Source organism: Mycobacterium sp. NPDC049093 (assembly GCF_040704635.1).
In the GTDB taxonomy this organism is placed as follows: domain Bacteria; phylum Actinomycetota; class Actinomycetes; order Mycobacteriales; family Mycobacteriaceae; genus Mycobacterium.
Window position 1 is genome coordinate 949590 of record NZ_JBEZJS010000002.1, and the last position, 21487, is coordinate 971076.

Here is a 21487-nt window from a genome sequence, read left to right on the forward strand (position 1 = left end):
ATCCGGTGAGGACCGGGAGGGGTGGTTGCGTTGGCAGTACCCGTCACGACCGATGCGGCCCGTCTAGCTCCCGTCGAGTTCACCAGCGCCGAACACGCCGCGGCGTTCATCGAAGCCCGCTGTCTGGATGACGGGCCGGTCGGGAAGGTAGGCCTCGAGATCGAGGCACACTGTTTCGACCTCCAGGATCCACTGCGACGCCCCGGCTGGGATGAAATCTCAGAGGTGATCGCGTCGGTGCCCGCGTTGCCCGGCGACAGCCGGATCACCGTCGAACCCGGGGGCGCCGTGGAGCTGTCCGGCCCCCCGACCGACGGACCGTCGGCCGCGACCGCCGCCCTACTCGCCGATCGGGCCGTGCTGCGGGCGGAGTTCGAACGCCGCGGTCTGGGTCTGGTGCTGTTGGGTGCCGACCCGGTGCGGCCCACTCAACGGGTCAACCCGGGTCCGCGCTATCAGGCCATGGAGACGTTCTTCGCGGCCAGCGGGTCGGCCGAGCCGGGGGCGGCGATGATGACGTCGACCGCGTCGGTTCAGGTCAACCTCGATGCCGGGCCGCGGGACGGTTGGGCGCAGCGGGTGCGGCTGGCGCATGCCCTCGGTCCCACGATGATTGCCATCACCGCGAATTCGCCGATGCTGCGTGGGGAGTTCACCGGCTGGAAGTCCTCGCGGCAGCGTGTGTGGAGTCAGCTGGACTCCGCCCGCTGTGGCCCGGTCCTGGGCGCCGACGGGGACGATCCGGCCAGTGACTGGGCGCGTTACGCGCTGCGGGCGCCGGTGATGCTGGTCAACACCCCGGATGCCGTCCCCGTGACCAACTGGGTCCCGTTCGCCGACTGGGCCGACGGACGCGCGGTGCTCGGCGGCCGCCGTCCCACCGAAGCCGACCTCGAATACCACCTGACGACGCTGTTCCCGCCGGTCCGGCCGCGGCGCTGGTTGGAGATCCGCTATCTCGACAGCGTGCCGGATGCGTTATGGCCCGCGGTGGTGTTCATGCTGACCACTCTTCTCGACGATCCCGAGGCGGCCGCGATCGCCACCGAGGCGACGGCCCCGGTTGCCACCGCATGGGACCGGGCCGCCCGGATCGGGCTCACCGATCAACGGCTGCAGGACGCGGCGATCGCGTGCGTGTCGGCGGCGGCGGAGCGGGCGCCGTCAGACCTCGCGGAATCGATGGAGCGATTGGCGCGTTCGGTCCAGGAGGGACGCTGCCCGGCCGACGATTTCGCCGACCAGGTCGTGGGCCATGGAATCGCTTCTGCGATGAGCCAACTGGTGAAGGGCGAGCTTTGACGACACGCGAGGCGCTGGCGCAGCAGCTCACCCGGGCGCGGGAACGTACCCTGCGCCTGGTCGACTTCGACGACGCTGAACTGCACCGCCAGTACAGCCCGTTGATGAGCCCGCTCGTCTGGGACCTCGCCCACATCGGTCAGCAGGAGGAGCTGTGGCTGCTACGGGCTGGCAACTCGGACCGTCCGGGCATCCTGGATCCCGAGGTCGACCGGCTGTATGACGCCTTCGTGCACTCGCGGGCCAGTCGCGTCGACCTTCCGTTGTTACCGCCGGCGGATGCGCGAACCTATTGCGCGACGGTGCGATCCAAGGCGCTCGATGCACTCGACTCCCTCGACACCGATGACCCCGCGTTCAACTTCGGTCTGGTGATCAGCCACGAGAACCAGCACGACGAGACCATGTTGCAGGCATTGAACATGCGGACCGGGCTACCACTGCTCGACACCGGCAGCGCGTTGCCCGCCGGTCGCCCTGGTGTGGCCGGCACCTCGGTGCTGATCCCGGGCGGCTCGTTCGTGCTCGGCGTCGACGAACTGTCCGAACCGCATTCGTTGGACAATGAACGTCCGGCGCACTCTGTCGACGTGGCCTCCTTTCGGATCGGCCGGGTGCCGGTCACCAATGCCGAATGGCGCGAGTTCATCGACGACGGCGGATATCAGCAGTCCCGTTGGTGGTCGGAACGCGGATGGGCGCATCGTCAGGAAGCGGGTTTGGTGGCGCCCGCGTTCTGGGGTCCCGACGGAACCCGCACCAGGTTCGGCCACATCGAGACCATTCCGGCCGACGAACCGGTCCAGCACGTCACCTTCTTCGAAGCCGAGGCCTATACCGCGTGGGCCGGGGCCCGGCTGCCCACCGAGATCGAGTGGGAAAAGGCCTGCGCCTGGGATCCGGAGGCCGGAATCCGGCGCCGATTCCCCTGGGGTACTTCGGAACCCACCGAGGCGCTGGCCAACCTCGGCGGTGAGGCGCGCCGGCCCGCACCCGTGGGGGCTTATCCCACCGGAGCGTCGGCTTATGGCGTCGAGCAGATGCTGGGCGATGTCTGGGAGTGGACCACATCCCCGCTGCGGCCGTGGCCCGGCTTCACCCCGATGGTCTACGACCGCTACACCGAACCCTTCTTCGACGGCGACTACCGGATCCTGCGCGGCGGCTCGTGGGCGGTGTCCGCCGACATACTGCGCCCGAGCTTCCGTAACTGGGACCATCCGATCCGGCGGCAGATCTTCTCCGGTGTGCGTCTGGCCTGGGACGTCTGATGTGCCGGCACATCGGGTGGCTTGGCGCACCGCGGTCGGTGGCCTCGCTGATGCTGGATCCACCGCAGGGCCTGCTCGTGCAGTCGTACGCGCCCCGTCGCCAGAAGAACGGCTTGATGAACGCCGATGGTTGGGGCGCGGGGTTTTTCGACTCCGGTGTGGCCCGACGGTGGCGCAGCGACAAGCCGCTGTGGGGCGATGCGTCGTTCGCCTCGGTCGCGCCGGCGTTGATCAGTGGATGCGTGGTCGCGGCCGTGCGTTCGGCGACCATCGGCATGCCGATCGAGCCCTCGGCCTCGGCGCCGTTCACCGACGGGCAGTGGCTGCTGTCGCACAACGGGGTGGTGGACCGTGCGGTTCTGCCGTTGACCGGGGAAGCCGAATCCACTGTGGACAGCGCGGTGCTGGCGGCGCTGATCTTCGCGCGTGGTGTCGACGCGCTGGGGCAGACGATCGTCGAAGTCGGCACGCTGGATCCGAATGCCAGACTGAACATCCTGGCTGCCAACGGTTCTCGTATGATCGCCACCACCTGGGGCGACACCTTGTCGATGCTGGCAACGCCGGACGGCGTTGTGCTCGCCAGTGAACCCTACGACGACGATCCCGGCTGGTCCGACATCCCGGACCGGCACCTCGTCACCGTGGCCGGCTCTGACGTCGAGCTCACCCCACTGAAAGGTTCGGTATGACGCTCACCCTGTCCAACTATCTAGCGGCCGATTCCGCCGCCATCGCGCTCCGTCGCGATGTGCGCGAGGGGTTGTCCCAGTCGCCGAAGATGCTGCCACCCAAGTGGTTCTACGATTCGGTGGGCAGCGACCTGTTCGACCAGATCACTCGGCTGCCCGAGTACTACCCGACCCGAACCGAGGCGCAGATCCTCACGCACCGCTCGCCGGAGATCGTTGCGGCTGCCGGTGCCGACACTCTCGTCGAGTTGGGCAGCGGCACCTCGGAGAAGACCAGAATGCTGCTCGACGCGATGCGCGACGGCGGCCAGTTGCGCCGGTTCATCCCGTTCGACGTCGACGCCAGTGTGCTTCGTTCTGCCGGAGATGCCATCGGCCAGGAGTATCCGGGCATCGAAATTGACGCGGTATGTGGAGATTTCGAGGAGCACCTGGGCAAGATCCCGGCAGTCGGACGCCGTTTGGTGGCCTTCCTCGGGTCGACGATCGGTAACCTCACCCCAGGTCCGCGGGCGGATTTCCTGGCGTCACTGGCCGACACCCTGCAGCCCGGCGACAGCGTGCTGTTGGGTACCGACCTGGTCAAGGACACCGAGCGGCTCGTCAGCGCCTACGACGACAGTGCCGGTGTGACCGCCGCTTTCAACCGCAATGTGCTGTCGGTGGTGAACCGTGAACTGGACGCCGATTTCGATCTCGACGCCTTCGAGCACGTAGCGAAGTGGAATCCCGACGAGGAGCGCATCGAGATGTGGCTGCGGGCGGATGAGCCGCAGCAAGTTCGTGTGGCGGCGCTGGATCTCGACGTCGCATTCGGTGCCGGCGAGGAGATGCTGACCGAGGTGTCCTGCAAGTTCCGGGCCGCCGGGGTTGCTGATGAGCTGGCGAAAGCCGGTTTGCAGCAGACCCATTGGTGGACCGATGAAGCCGGTGATTTCGGCTTGTCTCTGGCGGTGAAATGAGCCTCGCGCAGCAGTGGGCCGACGCCCGGCCGAAGGTCGCAGGCCTGCACTTCGACAGTGGCGCCTGCTCGCGGCAGAGTCTCGCGGTCATCGACGCGGTCACCGCGCATGCCCGTCATGAGGCCGAAGTCGGCGGGTACGTCGCGGCCGAGGCAGCCGCGCCGGTGCTCGCAGCAGGGCGGGCCGCGGTTGCAGCGTTGACCGGCCTCGACGCCGCTGACGTGGTGTACACGACGGGGTCCAATCATTCGTTGGATCTGCTGCTCGGCAGCTGGGCAGGAGAGCGCACCCTGGCCTGCCTGCCCGGCGAGTTCGGGCCAAACCTGGCGGTCATGGCCGCCAACGGTTTTCAGGTGCGCGCGTTGCCTGTCGACGAGGACGGCCGGGTCGTGGTCGACGAGGTGGCTCGCCGGTTCGCCTCTGATCCACCAGCTTTGGTGCACTTCACCGCGCTGGCCAGCCACCGCGGGCTGGCTCAGCCGCTGGCCGAGATGGTCGCGGTGTGCCGCCAGGCGGGGGTCCCGATCGTGGTGGATGCTGCGCAGGCGTTCGGGCACCTGGACTGCAACGTCAGCCCCGACGCCATCTACTCGTCGTCACGCAAATGGCTCGCTGGGCCCCGCGGCGTGGGCTTCCTGGCGGTGGCACCGGAACTGGCCGCCCGGCTGCAGCGGCGTTTCCCGCCCGCGTCGTGGGATGTGCCCGTGTCGGTGCTGCAGAGCTTCGAGCACGGTGAGCACAATGCGGCGACCCGCATCGGATACTCGGTTGCTCTGGGTGAACACCTCGCCGCTGGACCGGATCTCGTCCGCGGCCGGCTCGCCGAGGTGGGCCGCACCGCGCGGCAGATCCTCGCCGGGGTGCCCGGCTGGCGCGTCGTGGAAGGTGTCGATGAACCCACCGCGATCACCACGCTCGAACCCACCGATGGTGCCGATCCTACCGCGGTGCGGGCCTGGCTGATCGCCGAACTCGGGATCGTCACCACCGCATGTGAACTGGCGCGGGCACCGTTCGAGATGAGCAAGCCGGTGCTGCGGGTGTCACCGCATGTCGACACGACTGCCGAGGATCTGGAGCAGTTCGCCGGGGTATTGCGGGACGTGCCTGGGCGACGAAGCGGCCAGTAGTGCAGCTTCTCTTCTTTGTGATGACGTTTGCAGGGCTGTTGCTTCCCTACCTGGCGCCTCGCCACAATCGTCGGCTCGGACGGCGCATCTTCTGGTGCGGGTTTTTCATCGCCACAGCGTCAGCATTCTTCATTGGATATCCCCCCAACTGGAAGTTGGGGCTCATACTCTCTCTACTGTTCGGTGGCGTGATGGTGTTTCGGGCCTTCATGAGCACCCCGTACCTCAAGTTCCGCGGCACTATTTACGCCTACTCCGCGAATGACAGCCAACCCGATCCGCCCGTCGACGGTAAACGTTCTGGTACATGACGGGTTGCCGCGCGGCTTAACCCTTGTGCGCGGTCAGCAGGAACGCCGGGAACTTGATCCGGCCCTTCTCGTCGCGGTCATGTGGCGGCATTTCGAACGGAACATCCGCGGGCACCGCCATGGCATTGGCATGGATGAAGGCCGGCCGGATGTCGTCGACCTCCCAGTACTTCGACACCGCGGCGCGCAGCTCGTCTTCGGACACCTCGTTGGGCTTGGTCTCCAACTCGGCGGGGAAGGCACCCTTGGCGAACACCAGCACGTAGTAGTGCGCACCCGGCGCCGAGGCCCGGTGGATGGAGCGCAGGTACCCGTCGCGGCCTTCGACGGGCAGGGAGTGGAACAGGGTCGAATCGATCACGGTGCTGAACCGGCCGTCGTACCCCGTGAACGAGGTGATGTCGGCCTGGGCGAAACTGGCCGTCGATAGCCCGCGCACCTGCGCGGCGTTGTTGGCCGCGGCGATCGCCGTCGGACTCAGGTCCAGCCCGACGACGGTGTAGCCGTCGGACGCCAGGGACAGTGACAACTCGGCATGCCCGCAGCCTGCGTCGAGCACGTCGCTCTCGAACTTCCCGGCCCGGTGCAGCGCTGCAAGCTCGGGTTGTGGCTCACCGATGTTCCACGGCGGCTGACCCTCGAAACCTGCTTCCCCCTTGTACGCGCCATCCCAGTCCAAGACCTGTTCAGAAGTCATTCCTCCAACGTACGCGTCTCAATCCCAGGTATGGACGGGCTCGTTGCTGTGCATCCGCTGCACATAGCGTCGTAGCATCTCGGCCAGCGCCTGGGGCCTGGTCATCCCCTGTGCCTGAAGGGCTTGGACCGTTGCGACCTGCCAGGTCGACCCGGTGCGGCCGGTCTTGGCACGGCCTTCGATGACGCCCAGATAGCGGTCGCACACCTCCGCGGCCACACCCCAGCGCCGCAGCCCGTCGTGCGCCATCGGCAGCAGCCTGCGCAGCACCAACTCATCGGGCGTCACCTCGCCCAGACCGGGCCAGTACAACCGGGCGTCGAGCCCGTGCTGGGCACCCTCGACGAAGTTGTGGTGGGCCGCGGCGAAGCTCATCTTGGTCCACAGCGGCCGGTCCTCCTCGGACAGTGTCCGGAGCAGGCCGTAGTAGAACGCCGCATTGGCCAGCATGTCGACGACGCTCGGGCCGGCGGGCAGCACGCGGTTCTCGACCCGCAGATGGGGGACCCCGTCCACCACGTCGTAGACGGGGCGGTTCCACCGGTAGATGGTCCCGTTGTGCAGCCGCAGCTCCGCCAGCTGAGGTGCCCGGCCCGCCGCGAGCTCGGCCACCGGGTCCTCGTCGGACAGCTCGGGCAGCAGGGACGGGAAGTACCGCACGTTCTCTTCGAACAGGTCGAAGATCGAGGTGATCCACCGTTCGCCGAACCAGACCCGCGGCCGGACGCCCTGAGCTTTGAGCTCGTCGGGCCGGGTGTCCGTGGACTGGGTGAACAGCTCGATGCGGGTCTCGGCCCACAGCTGATGGCCGAAGAAATAGGGCGAGTTGGCCCCCACTGCCAGCTGTGGCCCGGCCAGCACCTGGGCTGCATTCCAGTTGCGGGCGAAGTCGGCGGGGGACACCTGCAGGTGCAACTGCATGCTCGTGCACGCGGACTCCGGCGCGATCGACGCTGATTGCAGGCTGAGCCGTTCCGGTCCGGAGATGTCGATCGGCATGTCCTCGCCGCGAGCGGTGAAGATCGAGTCGTTGAGTGCCTGATACCGCGTGGACTCGCTCATCCACGGGCCCGACAGATGCTCGGGCATCAGCGTCGGCAGGATGCCCACCATCACGATGTGCGCGCCGTCCTCGCTGGCCTTGGTCTCCGCGGCATTGAGGCTGAGCCGCACCTCTTCCTCCAGTTCGAGCGCGGCCCGGCCGGGCAGCGGACGTGGTGGAACGTTGAATTCGATGTTGTAGGCGCCCAATTCGGTCTGGTAGGCCGGATCGGCGATCGAGGCGAGCACCTCCTGGTTGGTCATCGCGGGCTGGTATTCGCTGTCGACGAGGTTGCACTCGATTTCCATGCCGGTCAGCGGACGCTCGAACTCGAAACTCGACTGGGCCAGCATGGTCTCGAAAACGTCCAGGCACAGCTGCACCTTGCGCCGGTACTCCTGCCGGTGCGCGCGGCTGAACTCGGTGTTCCTGACCTCTTCACCCACACCGCGATGCAACAACGCGAATGGCTGTGCGCGCAGCAGAATGGCCAAATGACGTCAGAGGTGGAGGACGATCAGGGCGGACTCGAGCAGGTCTCGCACGCGGATCGTGTCGCGTCACTCACCGGGGTGCGCGCGGTCGCCGCGCTGACGGTCATGGGAACCCACGCTGCGTACGGCACCGGCCTGCTCTCGCAGGGGTACGTGGGATTGATGAGCGCGCGCCTCGAGGTCGGGGTGGCGATCTTCTTCGTGCTCTCGGGGTTGCTGTTGTTCGGTCCGTGGGTACGGGCGGCCGCCGCCGACTCCGATGCGCCGAGCGTCCGCCGCTATGCGCGAAACCGGTTCCGCCGCATCATGCCCGCATACGTCGTCACCGTCCTGCTCGTCTACGGCATCTACGAGCTGCGGCCCGTGCAGCCGAATCCCGGCCACACCTGGGCCGGCCTGCTGCGCAATCTGACGCTGGCCCAGATCTACAGCGACAACTACTTCACGGAGTATCTGCATCAGGGGTTGAGCCAGATGTGGAGCTTGGCGGTCGAGGTCGCGTTCTACGCGGTGCTGCCGCTACTGGCCTACCTGCTGCTGGTCATGTTGTGTCGCAGGCGGTTTCGGCCGGTGCTGCTGCTCGTCGGGTTGACCGGCCTGGCTGCGATCAGCCCGCTCTGGCTGGTCCTGCTGCACAACACCGACTGGCTGCCGGTGGGCGGAGGGGCCTGGCTGCCGCACTATCTGGTCTGGTTCGTCGGGGGGATGATGCTGGCGGTACTGGCGCGGATGGGCGTGCGCTGCTACGCGATGGCGACGTTGCCCCTCGCGCTGGCCTGCTACCTGGTGGTCTCGACCCCGATAGCGGGTACCACCACCGCGCTCACACTCGGCGTGAGTGAGGACGTGGCGAAGACGATGTTCTACGTGCTCATCGCGACGCTCGTGGTGGCTCCGTTGGCGTTGGGGGACAACGGACTGTACGCGCGGGTGATGGGCAGCCGACCGATGGTCGCTCTCGGCGAGATCTCCTACGAGATCTTCCTGCTGCACGTGGTCGCCATGGACCTGGTCATGGAGTTCGTACTGGGCTGGCACGTGTACACCGGTTCGGCGACCGTGCTGTTCCTCGTGACGTTGGTGGTCACGGTGCCCTTCGCCTGGCTGCTACATCGGTTGACCCGGCCGCGCTGATTCGTCGGCGCGGTACGGCACGTGCGTGGCGGGTGACTGGGCCGGACCCGCTCCGGCGCGCCCGGGCGGGGCGACGGACCCTTCGGGCTGAGCCGGCGCTGCGGCGGCGCTCCGGCCGTAATCCTGTTGCGTCGAAAGCAGATCGGCGTAATCGCCGTACTGGGCTGGTTGTTGCGTGGCCCGGGTGGCGGCCGGGGCTTGGGCATAGGACTGGGCATACGCCTGGCCATAGGCTTGTCCGTAGGCACTGCGCTGCGCCGAATCCGGTTGTGCCACAGCGCCCTGCTGGTAGTACTGCTGTACGGCCTGGTTGTAGTAGTCGAGGTAGGCCTCGTATCCGCCGGTGGCAGTGGTTGCGGCCGGCTGCGGTGCGAGCCACAGGGCCGCGGCGGCGGCCGCGACCTGTAGTCCGTTGAGTATCACGATCGTGGTCAGCACCCAGCCCGAGCCGGCGGTGACGACGCTGGACAGCGCGTCGAGAAAGCCCGCGGCGGCCAGGAGGGCGCTGAGCCAGGTGCGACCAGTCTGATTGGGCAGCAATCCGATAGCGGCGGTCAGGGCGGCCAGTACGGCGAACCGGACGTGCCAGTCGTTGCCGCCGCCGGCGTCCGCCGGTCCCAAGCTGACGCCGTAGCCGGCCAGGCCCAGCACCACCACCAGGATGGACAGGTTGCGGTGAAGCGGATTGACCACGATCACTCCTTCACATCAGTCGATGCTGTTCGCGGATGCTCTCAGATAACGCATCTCGTCGTCGGTGGCGACCATCGTGACGACCGCCGAGCCGGCCTGGGTGCTGACCTTGACGGTGTCGTGTTCCAGCGAGATCAGGTCGAGGACCACGTCGGCCTGATCGGATGGCCGGGTGTTCGGCGGGGCCACGACCATGGCGGTGACCCCGATCCGCACCGATTGCTCCGGTACACCGTCGAACATCTCGACGGTGTAGTTGCGCTCCGACCCGGCCTGAATGGCGCGCCGATTGAAGTCGGCCACCCACAGCAGGTCGTGGCGCCCGACCACCTCGACCATGTCGCGCCAGAAGGCCGGACGCCGGCTGTGCACCAGCACCCGGGCCCCCAACGCCAGTGAGCGCAGCACCACCTGCTGAGCCAGGTGCAGGGTCCCCACAATCTCCACCCGACGGATCTGCGGACCGAACAGCGGCAGCGCCACCGCCCGGCCCTCCTGGTCCGCGCCGATCACCTGGCCGCAGCCCGAGGCAGGCAGCGCGAGCTCACTGAGCGCGTCGGCGCGAAGGCCGGACGCCCAGTGCTCGATCTGCCGGGACCCGGGGACCGCCGGGATCGGCAGCGTGGCGGCCAGCGCCGAGAACTGCTGGCCGTGCAACGGGGTGAGGCCGCGCAACTGGGTGGGAACGCGCACGTCGCTGTCGAAGCGGACGAGTCCGCGCACCTGGACCAGGTCTTCCTCGCTGCCGTGATCGGCAGCCTCACGCAGCGACAGACACACGGTGGTGGAGTAGCTCGGAACCGTCCACAACAATCCGAGGCCGGCCGTGGTCAGCATGTTCGGCTGCACGGCAAAGCTGGACAGCCGGAACTGGCCTTCGCGGCAGTCCTCCCAGGTTTCCTCGACGGTGCCGAGGCTGACCCCGTCGCTGAGCTGATTGGTCGCCGCCGCGATGCCGCTCGCGGACAAGAACTGGGGCTGCAGGCCCGCCTCGGCCAGGCGGTTGGCGACGCGGCGGGTCGCGGTGGTGGCGGCACGCAGGATGCCGTCGCGGTCGCCGCCACGGCGCCGGACCGCCTCTGCGCATCGTGACGGGTTGAACCGCACGGCAATCCACACGGTGCGCTGCGCGATCGCGGGCAGCGGTCCCAGCACGGAGTCGTACACCGCGGCGACGTCGGTGTGGCCGGCCGAGCGGGCGCCCTGGCTGATGATGTCGATGGACTCCAGCGTGATATCGAACTGACGCAGACAGTCCAGCAGAGCCTGCACCGGGACCATCTCCCCGGAAACTGTGACCCCTGGCTCCAAAACCGTCAACGCCCTGGGGTTTTCGTCGATCTTGAGCAACGACAGCAAAGTTGTGCCGTTCCAACGGAATCCGATCTGTTGGCCGTCGGGAGTCGGCACGTCGAACGGTTCGGCAGGCAGTGACGCGGGCGCAGATTTACCGGTGCGTCGTCGTCGGTTGCGCCGAAAGCTCCCGCGCAACGCCAGCGCCCTGGGCGCTGTCGTGCCCCTGGCTATCGGGGCGACGAGGAGAAGGGCCACCACCAGACCCGCGACTGCACCCTGCCAACCGGGTCGGTCCAGCCCCAGCGCGACGACGATGCCGACGACGACGAGTATTTGCAGGGCGATCAGGTCGACCAGGGGGACGACCCGCTGCGGACCGGTATCACCGGCGGTGGTCAGCTTTGCTGCGAAAGCCAATGGACGCATCGCATTTCAAAAGGCCCCTCGGTTGTGATGTCGAGGTGGTGCGGACGTGCTATACCCTACGCATGCCAGCGCAAGTTACCACTCGCGCCCAAGTCAACGGCTACCGTTTCCTGCTCCGCAGGCTCGAGCACGCGCTCATCCGGGGCGATTCGCGGATGATCCACGACCCGATGCGGGGGCAGACCAGGGCTCTGATCGTGGGCGCGGTGATCGCTGTGCTGATCACCGGAGCGTCGGCCGTGATGGCGTTCTTCAAGCCCGCCCCCAATCTCGGGGATTCGCAGATCGTGCTGAGCAAGTCCAGCGGTGCGCCGTTCGTCCGGATCGGTGATCAGATCCATCCCGTGCTGAATCTGGCGTCGGCCCGCCTGATCGTCGGAAAGAGCGACAGTCCCAAGCAGGTCGACGACAAATTCCTCGATGCCGTGCCGCGCGGCCCCATGGTCGGCATCGTCGGTGCCCCCGCGGGCATCAGCGGCGGCGACGACCTGGCGATGTCGTCGTGGACCGTCTGCGACAACCTGCTGACACCGGCGGTCACCGAGACCACTGGTATGCCCAGCCTGCAGACCACCGTCCTGGCCAACGATCCGGTGCTCGACGGAGGTATCCGCCCGGTCGATCCCGCCGAGGCGATCCTCACCGCAACCGGCGGGACCACCTATCTTGTCTACCGCGGCGTGCGCGCTCCGATCGACCTGTCAGATCCGGTCCTGGTCAACGGACTTCACCTCCAGGGTGCCGCGACCCGACCGATGTCGTTGTCCCTGCTCAACACCTTCCCGCTGGTCGATCCGATCACGCCGGTGTTGATCCAGGGCTCGGGGGAGCCCGGCCCGCTCGGGTCGGACCATCCCGTCGGCGCCGTCGTCAAGTCCGTCGACTCCCGCGGCGAACAGCTCTACGTCGTGCTGCGCGAAGGTCTGCAGCCGATATCGCAGGCCACGGCTGACATCATCCGGTACGGCGCGTCCGGCGAGGTGGCCACCGGGCAGGCTGCCGAGATCGCCCCGGCGACACTGGCCGAGGTGCCGACGGTGCACCGGTTGCCGATCGACCATTACCCGCTGGTGTCGCCCCGGATCGTGTCGCCCAATCCCGACCGGGTGGCATGTATGGGCTGGCAGCGATCCAACACCGACGCGCGGGCCGAGGTGCGGCTGCTCGTCGGGCACCGGCTGCCCACCGCCGAGGGAGCGCAGACGGTACGCCTGGCCAGCGCCGATGGGACGGGGCCCGCCGTGGATTCGGTGTATCTGACGCCGGGGGCCGGGGAGTACGTGCAGGCCACGGGCAACGACCCGGACAGCCGCTCGACGGGGCAGCTGTTCTACGTCTCCGACACCGGAGTGCGTTACCACATCAAGGATCTGCCGACGGCCGAGGCGCTCGGGGTCAGCGGTGTCAAGGTTCCCGACGGCCCGGCCAATGCCCCGCAGTGGGCGCCGTGGCCGGTGATATCGCTGCTGCCGCCCGGGCCGGAACTGTCCCAGGAAGCGGCCCTCGTCGCGCATGACGGCATGGCCGCCGACCCGGACAGCACGAAGGTGTCGACCGGTAAGCCCTAGTCAGAGGCGCATCTCGCGGAAGAACGCGTAGACCCGGATGATCCAGAAGCACAACGGGAAAAGCGATCCGACTGCGATGTATTCGAGGATCTCGACCTGACGGCGCATCACCGGGGAGAACTCGCGCAACGGTGCCGCCAGCCCGCAGGCCAGGATCAGCACCATCAGCGCGAGCAGCACGACGACCGCGCGGACCTGCCACCCTTCGACGTTCACCGCGGTCTTGAGGACCACGGCAACCGCGATCGTCAGCCCGCTGCCGATGAGTGTCGCCGACTGCACCAGGTCATGGTGGCCGCGGCCGCGCAGACACAGCACGGTCGCCACCATGATGGCGAAAACCGTTCCCTGCCAGTAGAACCCGTTGCTGACATCCACCGCCAGATAGCAGCCCACCACGGCGGCGAGTGCGGCGGCGACCAGAATGCCGGTGAGGTGCTGGTTGGCCCGCCGAACCCGGCTGATCAGATCCTCCTCGGTGGGGATGATCTGCTTGCCGATCGCGTTGACGCCCTCGACGGTGGGACCGCCCTGGGTCTCGATGTCGTCGAGCGGTTCGCCCGCTGTCGGTACTCGGGGGATCGGCAGCTTCGAGAGGCCGATGGTCACCCGCGGGGCGAGGTAGACGACGATAACGGCCACGGTCGCGAGCAAAGCGCCCACCGTGCGGATGGGCGGCTGCCACAGCAACATTGCGGCCGAACTGACGCCGCCGAAAGTGCCTCCCGCGATGATCGCGGTGTACACGGCGGATCCGGTTCCCGAGACCAGGAGCACCAGCAGGGCGCCGAACGCGGTGAGGGCGAACGCCATCGGCAGGGAGGTGATGCCGGCGCCGTCGGGCACCACGTACAGCGATCCGGCGAACACCAGCGGCGCCGACACCGCGGTGGTCCAGGCCGGCGCGGCGGTGGCCGCCGGCCGGTGCGCCACCAGGCAGGCCAGCACCAGCCCCATCACGCCGAGGGCCAGCACCGCCGCGGGTACGGCGGGGCGGGCCGTCCAGTGCGACAACACCGACGCCAGTGTCACCGCGGCGGCCGCGGTGACGCCGAAGCCGGCCAATGCGGACGCGTTGCCGGCGACCCAGCCGCGTACGGTTCCCTGCTCGACGGTCTGGGTGTCGTCGACGTCGTCGAACAGCAGTGGGCTGACCGGCTGGCCTACCGCACAGATCATCAGCAGGTCACCGTCGTAGATGCCGGCCTCGCCGAGAGACAGGTGCGGGGCGATCGGTTCGCCGCCCAGCGGTGCCAACGTCCAATTCCCGTCGGCAGCGTCAAATTCGATGACCGAGTCACTCGCGGAGATCTGTTCATTCGCGATATCGATGACATCGGGAATGTACTGGGCGATGCTGACGTGGGCAGGCAGCCCGACATCGATGTTCAGCTCGCCGACCACCAAGGTCAAGCGACTGAGTTCGGGTTCAGCTTCGGCTTCGAGCTCTGACTCAAGTAGGGTCACAATCCAGTCGGCCTCCTGCGCAATGGGATTGCTGACCCGAACAATACCCAGCATCCGGCACCGCAGCTCCGGGAGGGCAGGTTGAGTACGCAGGGATTCGTGCGCCGACTTCGGGTGGCGCCACCGAGGATGCCCGGTGGCGAGGTCAGCCTGGCCCCACCTCCCGAGGTTCCGCGCGCCATCCCGGGCAACCTGGCGATGCGCCTGATGCCGTTCGTGATGCTGGTGGCGGTCATCGGCATGATCGCGTTGATGGTCACGGTCGGTGGCCGGGACATGGCCAGAAGCCCGATGTTCCTGCTCTTTCCGATGATGATGATCATGTCGATGGTCGGCATGTTCATGGGCGGCGGGAACCGAAATGGCAAAGCCGCAGCCGAGCTCAACGAGGAACGCAAGGACTACTTCAGTTATCTGGCGAATCTTCGCGAGGAGGCCGATACCACCGGGGCCGAACAACGCACGGCGCTGGAGTGGAGCCATCCCGATCCGCGGGCGTTGACCGATGTGGTGGGCACCCGTCGGATGTGGGAGCGGCGGCCCAGCGATGCGGATTACTGCCATATCCGGGTCGGTATCGGGACCCACCGGTTGGCGACCCGGCTGATGGCGCCCGAGACCGGACCGCCGGAGGACCTGGAGCCGGTGTCGACCGTGGCGCTGCGCCGGTTCGTCAAGACCCATTCCGTGGTGCACGCGCTGCCCACCGCGGTGTCGCTACGGGCGTTTCCCACCATCACCTTCGAAGGTGAACGTGCGCTCGCGCGGCAACTGGTGCGCTCGATGGTGTTGGAACTGTGCGCCTTTCACGGACCCGACCATGTGCAGGTGGCGATCGTCACGGCCAACCCCGACGGGGAGAATTGGAGCTGGGTCAAATGGCTGCCGCACGCACAGCATGCGGTGACGCGCGACGGTATGGGTTCGATGCGGCTGCTGTTCCCCACGCTGGAGCTGATGGAGACCGCGCTGTCCTCTGAGCTGGCGGAACGTGGCCGGTTCACCCGCAATGCGCAGCCGACCCAGGGGCTCAAGCAACTCGTCGTCGTACTCGACGACGGGTTCGTCACCGGCGACGAGCAGTTGATCACCGACGCCGGCCTGGACAGTGTGACGCTGTTGGACCTGAATGGCCTGCGACCAGGCGCCTCGGCGCGGCGCAGCCTGCAACTGGTGGTCGAGGGTGACGACGTGGCCGCCCGCACCGCAGTGGGGGTCGAGCGGTTCGCGACCCCGGACACCATCACGATCGCCGAGGCCGAGACCACGGCTCGGCGGATCGGGCGCTACCGCCCGGCGAACGCCGCGCACATCGTCAGCCTGGAGGCCGATTCGCGGGCCGCCGACCCCGGCCTGATGGCGCTGCTGAAGATCCCCGACGCCGCCGCGATCGTGCCCGAACAGGTGTGGCGACAGCGGTCCCTGCGAGAACGGCTGCGGGTCCCGATCGGGATCACCCCGAACGGTCAGCCCATCGAACTCGACATCAAGGAAGCGGCCGAGGGCGGGATGGGCCCGCACGGGCTGTGTATCGGTGCCACCGGATCGGGAAAGTCCGAATTCCTGCGCACCCTGGTGCTTTCGATGATCACATCGCACTCTCCGGAGCAGCTCAACCTGGTGCTGGTCGACTTCAAGGGTGGGGCCACGTTCCTCGGTCTGGACGGGATCGCCCACATCGCGGCCATCATCACCAACCTCGAAGACGAACTGACGATGGTGGACCGCATGCGCGACGCGCTGGCCGGTGAGATGAACCGCCGCCAGGAACTGCTGCGCGCCGCAGGCAATTTCCCGAACGTCTCCGAATACGAGCGGGCCCGGGCGGCGGGTGCGGACCTGGAACCACTGCCCGCCCTGTTCATCGTGGTCGACGAGTTCTCCGAGCTGTTGTCCCAGAAGCCGGATTTCGCCGAGCTGTTCGTGATGATCGGCCGGCTCGGCCGGTCTCTGCACATGCATCTGCTGCTGGCGTCGCAGCGGCTGGAGGAGGGCAAGCTGCGCGGCCTGGACTCGCACCTGTCCTACCGGCTCGGCCTCAAGACGTTCTCGGCAGGTGAGTCGCGCAGCGTGCTCGGCGTGCCCGACGCCTATCACCTGCCCAGCGTGCCCGGTTCGGCGTTCCTGAAATGCGATGCCTCCGAACCCATCCGGTTCAACGCGTGTTATGTCTCGGGGGAGTACGTCAAGCCGCGGGTGTCGGCGCGCACCGGTCGGGTGACCCAGCTGGGTGCGCTCGCGCCGAAGCTGTTCACCGCGACGCCGGTCAAGAAGGATCCGGTGCCCGAGCGGGTGCCGCTGCCGCACGACATGCCGGAGACCGAGCCGGAGCGGGCCAGCTCAGGTCCCACCAAGAAGACACTGCTCGATATGGTCGTCAGCCGGCTGCGTGGCCACGGCAGGCCCGCCCACGAGGTCTGGCTGCCGCCGCTCGACGACAGTCCCGCCGTGAACGAGCTTCTGCCGGACTCTGATTGGGCAGCTCCGGCAAATGTCAACGGCCGGTTGTGGATGCCGATGGGTGTGGTGGACCGGCCCTACGATCAGCGCCGGGACGTGCTGATGGTCGACTTGTCCGGCGCCCAGGGCAACGTTGCGGTGGTCGGTGGGCCGCAGTCGGGCAAGTCCACCACGCTGCGCACGCTGATGTTGGCCGCCGCCGCGACCCACACTCCCGAGCAGTTGCAGTTCTACTGCCTGGACTTCGGTGGCGGCACCCTGACGAGCCTGGCGAAGTTGCCGCATGTCGGCGGGGTGGCCGGCCGGATGGATGCCGACGCGATCCGGCGTACCGTCGCCGAGGTGGCCGGGGTGTTGCGGTCCCGCGAGCAACTGTTCCGCGAACTCGGCATCGAATCCATGCGGGATTTCCGTCAGCGCAAGGCCAAAGGCGAGGTGAGCCAGGACAAGTTCGGTGACGTGGTGCTGGTCATCGACGGCTGGGCGTCGATCAAGAGCGACTTCGAATCGCTCGACCAGGTGATCCAATCGCTGGCGATCCAGGGTCTGTCGTACGGCGTACACCTGGCGATCACGGCGTCGCGCTGGATGGAGATCCGGCCCGCGGTCAAGGACATGCTCGGTACCCGCGTCGAGCTCCGTCTCGGTGACCCGATCGACAGCGAGGTGGCGCGGCGGTCTGCGGAGCTGGTGCCGATCGGGCGGCCCGGACGCGGAATCAACTCCGAGCGACTGCACATCCTGATCGGGTTGCCCAGGCTCGATTCCAGTTCCGCAGTGGAGGATCTGCCCGCCGGCGTGTCCGGTGCCGTCGAGGCTGTCCGCGCGCACTACCAGGACCGCGAGGCGCCGAGGGTGCGGATGCTGCCACACGACGTGAACCGCGACGACGTCGTGCGGGAGGCCCGTGATGCCGGGCAACTGAGCAAGGCCCGCATTGCGATCGGCATCAACGAGGACGAACTGGCGCCAGTGGTCCTGGATTTCGATTCTCAGCCCCACCTGGTGGCGTTCGCCGACACCGAATGCGGCAAGACCGGTCTGTTGCGCAACATCGCGGCCGGGGTGATGGAGAACGCCAGCCCGGTGGAGGCCAAGATCATCCTGGTCGACTTCCGCCGCTCGATGCTGGGCGTCGTCCCCGACGAGTACCTGGGCGGCTATGCGACGGCTCCGCAGTCATGCACGGATCTGATGATGGCCCTGGCCGGTGCTCTCAAGGATCGGCTGCCGCCCAATGACATCACCCAGCAGCAGCTCAAGGATCGGTCCTGGTGGTCGGGGCCGGACCTGTTCGTGATGATCGACGACTACGACCTGATCCCCGGCGGGTCGCTGAGCCATCCGCTCGGCCCGCTTGTCGAGTATCTGCCGCAGGCCCGTGACATCGGCCTGCGGGTCGTGGTCACCCGGCGCAGCGGTGGTGCCGGGCGGGCGATGATGGATCCGATCGTCGGGCGCCTGAAAGACCTGTCCTGCAACGGTTTGGTGATGAGCGGCAGCAGAGACGAGGGGGGCCTGTTCGGCGGATACAAGGCCGGGCCGATGCCTCCGGGCCGCGGCATGCTGGTCTCGCGGACCACCCGTAGCGGCGTGGTTCAACTGTCCCGGATGCCCGACCTGTGACCGGGGTCGAGGAGCTCCGGGAGCTGCACGTGGTGTCCGCGGCGCCCGAGGCGATACGGGTGTCCGTGGTGGGCGGCCGCACCCAACTCGACGTCGCGCTGCCGGCCGATGTGCCGGTGGCGGCGTTCCTGCCGGAATTGGCCCGGTTGATCAAGTCCCGCGACGCCGAGCGCAGTGACGACCTGGCCGACCGCGACGAGCGACGGACGTTCTGGGTGCTCAGTCGCGCAGGTGGGGCCGGCGTGCTGGACCCCGATCGGACCCTGCGCGAGACCGGCGTGGAAAACGGTGAGCTGCTGCATCTCTCGGCTCGCCGGGCGTTGTCCCCGCCCACTCTGTACGACGACGTGGTGGATGCGGCGGCCCGGCTGAACCGGGCCTCGTACGCGGCGTGGAATGCCACCGCGGCGGGGACGATGGCCTTCGCCGGGTTGTGGCTGTGCTCGGCGGTATGGGTGGTGCTCCTGCTCGCCCCGGCGTTGTCGCCGCACCGGCCGGTGATCCTGGGTGCGACAGCGCTGACCAGCGTGGCGCTGGTCGCCGGTGGCGCACTCGCGCGCCGGATGCTGGGCCGGGCCGATATCGCCGCCGCGGTCGGTCCGTCGGTGATCGCGGTCGGCGCCGCGGCGGGCTGGGTGGTGGCTGCACCGCACGGTGTCGCCGGGCTGGCGGGTGCCTGCGCAGTGTTGTTGGGGCTCACCGCGATCTGTCACCGTGTGATCGGTGCGGGTCACTGGTCGTACGTGTCCGCCGCGGTCGTGCTGGGATTCGGCACCGTGGCGTTCGCGAGCCGCGCGTTGGGGGTGCCGGTCGCGATGGTGACCACGGTCGTCGCCGTCATTGCGGTGTTCGGATGTCTGGCGGTGCCTGCATTGACGGCGCGGCTCGACCAGTACCCGGTGGCATCGAGCGAGCCATCGCGCACCGATGACCCGTTCACGACGTCGACGGGACCGGTCCCTTCGGGTACCCCGATGCCCAGCGCGGAACAGGTGTGGGCCAGGGTGCATGCGGCGGTGCTGACCCGCTCGGGCCTGCAGGCCGGCGCGGCGGCGGTGGCACTGATCGCTGCGACCGTGCTGATGCGGGTCGAGACGGGTTGGGCCGCCTTCGCTTTCGCGTTGATCTGTGCGTCGGTGTTGGCGTTGCACGTTCGTCGGACGACCACCTGGCCGGAACGGGTAGCGCTCGGGGTACCGGCGCTGGGGCTCGTGCTGATCACCTGCGTGCAGGCCCAGTCCGGGGTGTGGCCATTGCAGCTCACCGGGGTCGCCGTGCTTGCGGTGGTCGCGGTCGGCGGCGTCACGGTCCGATACGTTCGCCGGTTCCGGACCGTCTTCGGGTATCTGGAATACGTGGCCGTGGCGGCGGTGATACCGCTGGCGCTGTGGCCGCTCGGACTGTACGAACGGCTGGGCGGCTAGTGAGCGCCCGGCGGTACTCGGCGGTGGTGACCGTCGTTCTGACCGTGGCGCTGGCCGGCTTCGGGGCACCCCCGGCCGGTGCCGTGACTCCGCCCGTGGTCGAGCCCGGACCGCCACCGAGCGGGCCCGTCGCACCGGCGCAGCCCACCGAACTGAAGGCGATCTGCGGTATCCCCACCGGCGTGCTGCCGGGCACCGACTTCACCAAACAGACCAGCGCCGAGGCGATGCTCGAATACCGCAGGGCCTGGCGCTTTTCCCGCGGTGCCGGGCAGAAGGTGGCGGTGATCGACACCGGCGTCAACCGGCATCCCCGGCTGCCCGCACTCGAGCCCGGCGGTGACTACGTGTCGAGCAGTGACGGCCTGGTCGACTGCGACGCGCACGGCACCCTGGTCGCCGGGATCATCGCCGCCACGCCCGCCGACGGTGACAGCTTCGCCGGGGTCGCCCCCGACGCCTCGATCCTGTCGATCCGCCAGAACAGCGATGCCTACAGCGTCGCGGGCACGAGCAGCAGCCAGAACGACGATCCCAACGCGACGTCGATCGGCTACGGCAACACGCACACCCTGGCGCTCGCGATCACCCGGGCGGTGGATCTCGGCGCCACGGTGATCAACCTGTCCGAGGTGGCCTGCGCGCCTGTTTCGGCCGGCCTGGACGACCGTGAACTCGGGCGCGCGGTGCGCTACGCCTACGAACGTAATGTCGTGGTGGTGGCCGCGGCGGGCAATTTCAACAGCCAGAGCATGTGCAATGCGCAGAACAACATGAACGATCCGAACCAACCGCTGCACAACGGCTGGAACAGCGTCAGCACCATCGCCAGCCCGGCCTGGTTCGCCGACTATGTCCTGACCGTCGGCGCGGTGACCACATCGGCCACCCCGGCCGACTTCAGCCTGCACGGGCCGTGGGTGGCGGTGGCCGCACCCGGTGAGCGGGTCACCTCGCTGGACCCGGGCGGGCCCGGGCTGAGCAACGCGCAGTTCGGCCAGCAGGGGCTGGCCCCGCTCAACGGCACGAGCTTCGCGGCGCCGTTCGTATCGGGTGTGGTGGCGTTGATCCGGTCGCGGTATCCGAGTCTGACCGCTGGTGAAGTGAAGGATCTGGTCGAACGCACTGCCCGCACCCCGGGGAATGGACCCAACCAGGCCACGGGTTATGGAGTCGTGGACCCTGTCGCGGCACTGACCTACCAGCTGTCACCTGCGGCCGACCGCCGCGATGTCACTGCCTCTTCACCGATCAGCGGGCCACCGCAACCTGATCCGGGTAATGTGCGGGCCCGCAGGATCGTCTTCACCGTCACCGCGGCGTGTCTTGCGTTGATGGTGGCGGCGGTAGCGGTGGCTGCTGCCCGGCGACGGACCAGGTGAGTTAGGGGAAAGATGCCGGACGAGAATCGGCCGATCGGCGAGCCCAGATCGCTCGACGACCTGGCACCTGGTGAATTGGACCAGGTGGAGGCCCGGGCTGCCGCGTTGCT

Annotated in this window: 16 protein-coding genes; 11 read left to right on the top strand and 5 right to left on the bottom strand. The window is 68.0% G+C overall.

Going from position 1 to position 21487, the window contains the following annotated elements:
• The first annotated feature begins 30 nt into the window (after positions 1–30).
• Genes egtA through AB0876_RS10130 form a run of 6 tightly spaced genes read left to right on the top strand, consistent with a single transcriptional unit; the run spans position 31 to position 5668 of the window.
• Entirely contained in the window at positions 31–1302 is a 1272-nt protein-coding gene (egtA, locus tag AB0876_RS10105; protein ID WP_526041874.1) for an ergothioneine biosynthesis glutamate--cysteine ligase EgtA, read from the top strand.
• The gene (gene egtB, locus AB0876_RS10110) at positions 1299–2573 is read left to right on the top strand and encodes an ergothioneine biosynthesis protein EgtB (protein ID WP_491840177.1); all 1275 of its coding nucleotides are present in this window, start codon (positions 1299–1301) and stop codon (positions 2571–2573) included. Before egtA ends, egtB begins: the two co-directional genes overlap by 4 nt.
• Complete coding sequence (egtC, locus tag AB0876_RS10115) at positions 2573–3265, top strand: ergothioneine biosynthesis protein EgtC (protein WP_526041875.1); 693 nt, start codon at positions 2573–2575, stop codon at positions 3263–3265. Before egtB ends, egtC begins: the two co-directional genes overlap by 1 nt.
• Entirely contained in the window at positions 3262–4227 is a 966-nt protein-coding gene (gene egtD / locus AB0876_RS10120) for an L-histidine N(alpha)-methyltransferase (RefSeq protein ID WP_526041876.1), read from the top strand. The genes egtC and egtD overlap by 4 nt, the downstream gene beginning before the upstream one ends.
• Complete coding sequence (egtE, locus tag AB0876_RS10125; RefSeq protein WP_526041877.1) at positions 4224–5357, top strand: ergothioneine biosynthesis PLP-dependent enzyme EgtE; 1134 nt, start codon at positions 4224–4226, stop codon at positions 5355–5357. The genes egtD and egtE overlap by 4 nt, the downstream gene beginning before the upstream one ends.
• Entirely contained in the window at positions 5357–5668 is a 312-nt protein-coding gene (locus tag AB0876_RS10130; protein ID WP_526041878.1) for a hypothetical protein, read from the top strand. The genes egtE and AB0876_RS10130 overlap by 1 nt, the downstream gene beginning before the upstream one ends.
• A 16-nt stretch (positions 5669–5684) precedes the next feature.
• Here AB0876_RS10130 and AB0876_RS10135 read toward each other — a convergent pair whose 3' ends face one another.
• Positions 5685–6365 carry a class I SAM-dependent methyltransferase gene (locus AB0876_RS10135; RefSeq protein WP_526041879.1) on the bottom strand — a complete coding sequence of 227 codons (681 nt, stop codon included), beginning with the start codon at positions 6363–6365 and terminating at the stop codon, positions 5685–5687.
• Positions 6366–6383: 18 nt separating this feature from the next.
• Positions 6384–7853, bottom strand: coding sequence for a glutamate-cysteine ligase family protein (locus AB0876_RS10140; RefSeq protein ID WP_491840183.1), 1470 nt, complete (start codon positions 7851–7853; stop codon positions 6384–6386).
• Positions 7854–7901: 48 nt separating this feature from the next.
• On the opposite strand from AB0876_RS10140, the gene AB0876_RS10145 reads away from it, so the two are divergent.
• Complete coding sequence (locus AB0876_RS10145; protein WP_526041880.1) at positions 7902–9035, top strand: acyltransferase family protein; 1134 nt, start codon at positions 7902–7904, stop codon at positions 9033–9035.
• On the opposite strand, the gene AB0876_RS10150 is transcribed toward AB0876_RS10145, so the two are convergent.
• Together AB0876_RS10150 and eccE are read right to left on the bottom strand one after the other, a co-directional pair.
• Positions 9009–9728 (bottom strand): DUF5336 domain-containing protein, encoded by a 720-nt coding sequence (locus AB0876_RS10150; RefSeq protein ID WP_526041881.1) that lies wholly within the window; start codon positions 9726–9728, stop codon positions 9009–9011. The two genes, AB0876_RS10145 and AB0876_RS10150, sit on opposite strands and share 27 nt — an antisense overlap.
• A 15-nt stretch (positions 9729–9743) precedes the next feature.
• Positions 9744–11450 (bottom strand): type VII secretion protein EccE, encoded by a 1707-nt coding sequence (gene eccE, locus AB0876_RS10155; RefSeq protein WP_491840186.1) that lies wholly within the window; start codon positions 11448–11450, stop codon positions 9744–9746.
• Between the two features lie 62 nt (positions 11451–11512).
• Here eccE and eccB point away from each other — a divergent pair, with 62 nt between their 5' ends.
• Complete coding sequence (gene eccB, locus AB0876_RS10160; protein ID WP_491840187.1) at positions 11513–13018, top strand: type VII secretion protein EccB; 1506 nt, start codon at positions 11513–11515, stop codon at positions 13016–13018.
• Here eccB and eccD (AB0876_RS10165) read toward each other — a convergent pair whose 3' ends face one another.
• On the bottom strand, positions 13019–14539 hold the full coding sequence (gene eccD / locus AB0876_RS10165) for a type VII secretion integral membrane protein EccD (RefSeq protein ID WP_526041882.1): 1521 nt from the start codon (positions 14537–14539) through the stop codon (positions 13019–13021).
• A 27-nt stretch (positions 14540–14566) separates the two neighbouring features.
• On the opposite strand from eccD (AB0876_RS10165), the gene eccCa reads away from it, so the two are divergent.
• The 3 genes from eccCa to mycP are packed head-to-tail and all read left to right on the top strand — an operon-like array spanning position 14567 to position 21377.
• Entirely contained in the window at positions 14567–18571 is a 4005-nt protein-coding gene (eccCa, locus tag AB0876_RS10170) for a type VII secretion protein EccCa (protein ID WP_526041883.1), read from the top strand.
• Positions 18568–19995, top strand: coding sequence for a type VII secretion integral membrane protein EccD (gene eccD / locus AB0876_RS10175; RefSeq protein WP_526041884.1), 1428 nt, complete (start codon positions 18568–18570; stop codon positions 19993–19995). The genes eccCa and eccD (AB0876_RS10175) overlap by 4 nt, the downstream gene beginning before the upstream one ends.
• On the top strand, positions 19995–21377 hold the full coding sequence (gene mycP / locus AB0876_RS10180) for a type VII secretion-associated serine protease mycosin (RefSeq protein ID WP_526041885.1): 1383 nt from the start codon (positions 19995–19997) through the stop codon (positions 21375–21377). The genes eccD (AB0876_RS10175) and mycP overlap by 1 nt, the downstream gene beginning before the upstream one ends.
• Positions 21378–21487: the final 110 nt, after the last annotated feature.

Coding starts and splice junctions, on each gene's coding strand:
- egtC (WP_526041875.1), top strand. CDS start 2,573: ATGTGCCGGCACATCGGGTGGCTTGGCGCACCGCGGTCGGTGGCCTCG.
- AB0876_RS10135 (WP_526041879.1), bottom strand. CDS start 6,365: ATGACTTCTGAACAGGTCTTGGACTGGGATGGCGCGTACAAGGGGGAA.
- eccE (WP_491840186.1), bottom strand. CDS start 11,450: ATGCGTCCATTGGCTTTCGCAGCAAAGCTGACCACCGCCGGTGATACC.
- eccD (WP_526041882.1), bottom strand. CDS start 14,539: ATGCTGGGTATTGTTCGGGTCAGCAATCCCATTGCGCAGGAGGCCGAC.
- AB0876_RS10145 (WP_526041880.1), top strand. CDS start 7,902: ATGACGTCAGAGGTGGAGGACGATCAGGGCGGACTCGAGCAGGTCTCG.
- eccB (WP_491840187.1), top strand. CDS start 11,513: ATGCCAGCGCAAGTTACCACTCGCGCCCAAGTCAACGGCTACCGTTTC.
- egtE (WP_526041877.1), top strand. CDS start 4,224: ATGAGCCTCGCGCAGCAGTGGGCCGACGCCCGGCCGAAGGTCGCAGGC.
- egtD (WP_526041876.1), top strand. CDS start 3,262: ATGACGCTCACCCTGTCCAACTATCTAGCGGCCGATTCCGCCGCCATC.